This is a genomic window from uncultured Gimesia sp. (assembly GCF_937919775.1).
In the GTDB taxonomy this organism is placed as follows: Bacteria; Planctomycetota; Planctomycetia; order Planctomycetales; family Planctomycetaceae; genus Gimesia.
Genome location: NZ_CALFPF010000047.1, coordinates 1 through 4,345, shown reverse-complemented (window position 1 = coordinate 4,345; position 4,345 = coordinate 1). Strand labels below are relative to the sequence as shown.

2 protein-coding genes and 1 pseudogene are annotated in these 4,345 nt (G+C 49.4%); all 3 read left to right on the top strand.

Going from position 1 to position 4,345, the window contains the following annotated elements:
• The first annotated feature begins 149 nt into the window (after nt 1-149).
• On the top strand, nt 150-2,447 hold the full coding sequence (locus Q0294_RS01320) for a serine/threonine-protein kinase (protein WP_299460006.1): 2,298 nt from the start codon (nt 150-152) through the stop codon (nt 2,445-2,447).
• Nucleotides 2,448-2,603: 156 nt separating this feature from the next.
• Complete coding sequence (locus Q0294_RS01315; protein WP_299460003.1) at nt 2,604-3,584, top strand: aspartate carbamoyltransferase catalytic subunit; 981 nt, start codon at nt 2,604-2,606, stop codon at nt 3,582-3,584.
• Nucleotides 3,581-4,345, top strand: a pseudogene (locus tag Q0294_RS01310) (amidohydrolase family protein); the annotation flags it as partial. The gene Q0294_RS01315 and the pseudogene Q0294_RS01310, both read left to right, overlap by 4 nt.

Below are 4,345 nucleotides of genomic sequence, written 5' to 3'. Positions count from 1 at the left end.
AGCAAATCCCTCTTGCGAAATTTACCGCTTTTTGCCATAAAGAGTCTCGATATTTCGTGTTTTAATACGACGATCTGACTCAAACGGAATATTTAGATTGTCAGCCCTCACGCCTCATACAGATTCCATGTGAAAAGGATTTCTTCACATTGCTGGACCCGCCTTCCAAAGAGCTATTGCAGCGATTAACAAAGCTGAAGTTATGCACGGCTGCAGACTTGAGAAGTTGCCGACGCCGGGTCAGAAAATTGGCGCGCGGCATTCCGGCGTTCGACTCAGTCTGGATTGATGCACTTGTCCAGGCACAGAAAATCACGCCTTTTCAAGCCAGAACTCTGGAGTCGGGCAACCCGGAACGACTGGCTGTCGGTCCTTATTTATTGATTTCTGAATTAGGCCATAGCCACAAATCCAACACCTATATTGCAAAAACAGCGGAGAGTGCCGAGCTCTGTGCATTAAAAATCACCAGGCCGCAAAACGATCATCCGAACCTCATCCAAAAAAACTTCCAGGATTTATTGAAACGCCTGCAAGGGCTGGATCACCCATCCCTTGTAGTCCCCCGAGTCATTAAACAGCTGCCCCAGCAATTTGCCATCATTAGCCGTCACCTTCCCTCAACAACGGTGGCCGAACTGCTGATCCGGAGAGGTCGATTTCCAGTTCACGTCGTGCTCGCCATCGGAACCCAGCTACTGGATGCATTGGCGACACTGGAAAGTCGCAACGTGGTGCACGGTGAGATTCGACCCTGGAATGTACGACTCACCCCGAATGGAATCGCGGCACTAGTCGACACGGGGATTGAATCCATTCTCTCCCCGGAACTCACAATTCACGCCTCACTACCGCCTCGTTGTTATGATGGTGTTGCACCGGAATTAATTGGAACAGGACGACACCCCAATTCTCAAAGTGATCTGTATGCGTTAGGCTGTCTGCTCTGGGAGCTGCTGGCAGGTCGCCCGCCTTTCACAACCGGAGACCCGCTAGCCAAACTGGCGTGTCACCAGACAAAATCGATTCCCGATATTCGCAGCTGGGCACCTGAGACTCCAGCAGCAATTGCAGATGCATTGCTGAAATTCACATCATCAAATCCGGAACAACGTCCAGCGAGTATGCAACAGGCTCTACAACTTTGGCCTGGTCAATCACATACTTCGCGCAAATCATTAAAGAATTTTCATTCCTCGTTTCGCACTCAAACATCACGCTCCTCCGCTGATTCGACTCAAAGAAAAGCAGGGCGTCTGCCTCTCATCGCTGCTTTAATTTTCGTTCTCTCAGGACTGTCCCTGACACTGCTGGATGAAGGAGCACGCAGCCAGCTCCTGAAAATCACCTCACACGTTTCGTTTCAGAAACAAAATGTACCAGAGCCCCACGAATCAGCGCCGGGAACGATTCTCGATGATCCATCGTCTTCTGTGATCACCAGCAAACAATTAATCCCTCCCCCCAATGAAAAGGGGATCATCCTGTTAGATTCATTAACGCCTTATGAATCTACGAAAATCACCACAGTGGGCCCGCTCACGATCAGAGGGAGCACTGATGCTCCAGCGGTCATCCAGATTCATGATGAGGCGTTTAGTATCGTTGCGGAGCAATTGACTCTGGAAAATGTCATTTTCGTCAGTCGATCTAATAAATCAAAAGCAGCAGAGACTTCGCTGTTTCCATCCCTATTGAATGTGACAGCTCAAAGCCTCATACTCAAATCCTGTTTTTTTGCACAACTGGATGAACAACATCAATCAAGTCATAAACTCAATCGGAGTGCCATTTATTGGAAACCGATCGATGCTCAGCAACGAAATCGAAGTCAGCTCGAAATTCACAACACCATTTTTGCCGTTCCTGAACATGCCATTCATTTAACGCACGCCCCACACAGTCTTTCAATGACGAACTGCCTGAATATCACATCACGCTCGACTTTCTACTTTGAACGACCTCCGGAAATTGACCAGCAAATCAGTTTAAACCTGCGAAATCTGACCTTGAGAAACGCCGGCCCACTTCTCCTGTTTAACTGGGTCGACCAGAAAATCATTCCGGGCGTTATTCAGATTGAGACCCAAGACTGCGTCTTTGATCTGTCACAAGCAGCCCTGATCCAGGTGCTGGGCGTGAAACCCCCGGAAAACTGGCTTTCATCTGTGAATATGATTGGCGAGGGATCGGTTGCTTCGTCAGAAATCCAAATTGCCGGCTGGCAGTCAACGAGAGAACAGCCCCTGGAAGAACTGGATACCTCAACAATGCCGATTGAAGGCCTCTCCACAGGAAAGTTCAAATATGCCGCCTCACTGAGTCTTCGACCTGCTGACTCAGTGATCATTGAAGCACAAGTTCCCCGAAAATCGGCACTCCCACCCGGGATTCAAGTCGAAAAGTTCCCTGATTTCGTATCTCGCCTGCAAACTCTCAAAAACTAAGACTCTGTCGGTAATATCTCTGAGTGAACTCCTTGAAGGGAGCAGGGGGGGTTGGTAATATCTGTTTCAACCCTGTGACATTACCACTCAGTCGGTGTGCGCAGACTGATTTACCCATGATCTGAAAACGTACACACATTCAAATCTGATGCGACTATGAATATCGACCATGAGTATCGAACAGACATTTCAAGGGGCTGGACCCGCAAACATATATTAGGTCTGCAGGACCTTTCCAAAGACGAGCTCAATATCATCCTCAATCAGGCTTCGGAGTTTAAGCGGTTAGCCGCGATTGGTGAGACCAAGTTGACTCCCCTGGCTGGAACGGTGGTTGCGAATTTGTTCTTCGAACCATCAACGAGGACCCGCATCAGTTTCGCCCTGGCAGCCAAACGGTTGAGTGCTGATACCGTTGACTTTTCTTCGTCCGGCAGCAGCCTCTCCAAAGGGGAAAGCTTTGTCGATACTGCCAAAACGATCGAAGCAATGGGAGTTTCTTATGTTGTGGTCCGACACAAAACTCCCGGCGCTCCCCAGTTGTTGGCACAACATCTGGACGCAAACATTCTTAATGCCGGCGATGGGACTCACGAACACCCTACCCAGGCTCTACTCGATATTTTCACCATCCGGGAACACTTCGGCAAGATCGAAGGACTGACCGTCACTTTAGTCGGCGATATTCTGCACAGCAGAGTAGCACGCTCCAATATCTGGGGACTCAAAAAACTGGGCGCCCACGTTATCGTTTGTGGTCCGACAACATTAATCCCCAGTGAAATTTCCCGCCTGGGGGTCGAAGTTTCCAATAACCTGGATGATGTCCTCGATCGCACCAATTGCCTGAATTTACTACGAATCCAGTTTGAGCGACAACGCGGACATTTTTTCCCTTCGATCCGCGAATACGCACATTTATTCGGCATGAATAAACAACGAATCAATAAAGCAAAAGAGAATGTTCTGATTTTGGCTCCAGGCCCGATCAACCGTGGTGTCGAAATCACGCCCGACGTGGCAGATGGCCCGCATTCTGTCATTCTCGGCCAGGTCAGTAATGGTTTAATCATCCGCATGGCCTGTCTCTATCTTCTCCATCTACAGCGTACTGCTTCCTTGGGAATTCCAGGATGAAATCAATCCTCATTAAAAATGGTCGAATCATCGATCCATCACAAAATCTGGACGTGCAGGGAAACCTGCTGATTGAAGATGGTAAAATCAAAGGCCTCTGTGAAGCAACGGTCACTGCAGACGAAGTGATTGATGCGACAGGCCTGATTGTCAGCCCGGGGTTCATCGATCTTCACGTTTCTTTATGCGAACCTGGTTTTGAAGAAGATGAAACGATTGAAAGTGGCACTGCCGCCGCTCTGGCAGGTGGCGTCACTTCACTGGGTTGTTTGCCGAACACCTCTCCCGTGGTCGACGACCGTTCTTCAGCTGAATTCATTCTGCTTCAGGCAGAACGAGCCGCCAATTGTAATGTGTTTCCCCTGGGGGCGGTCACCAAAAATCATGAAGGGAAAGAGCTCGCAGAAATCGGACAACTGGTTGCAGGCAAAGCAGTTGGTTTTACCGATGCCGACCACCCGATTGAAAATGCGGAGATCATGCGCTGCGCACTGGAATACACGCGCATGTTTAAACGTCCAATCCTGAATCGCCCCCAGGTCCCCGAACTGACCGACAAAGGGCAAATGCACGAAGGGTATTACTCAACTATCCTGGGTTTGAAAGGAATCCCCGCTGCAGCAGAAGCAATTATGGTGAACCGTGACATCGCACTGGCTGAATTGACCCAGGGACGGATTCATCTGATGTGTATTTCGACACGAAACAGCGTGTCGCAAATTCGACGGGCCAAACAGGCGGGCATTCATGTGACCGCAGAT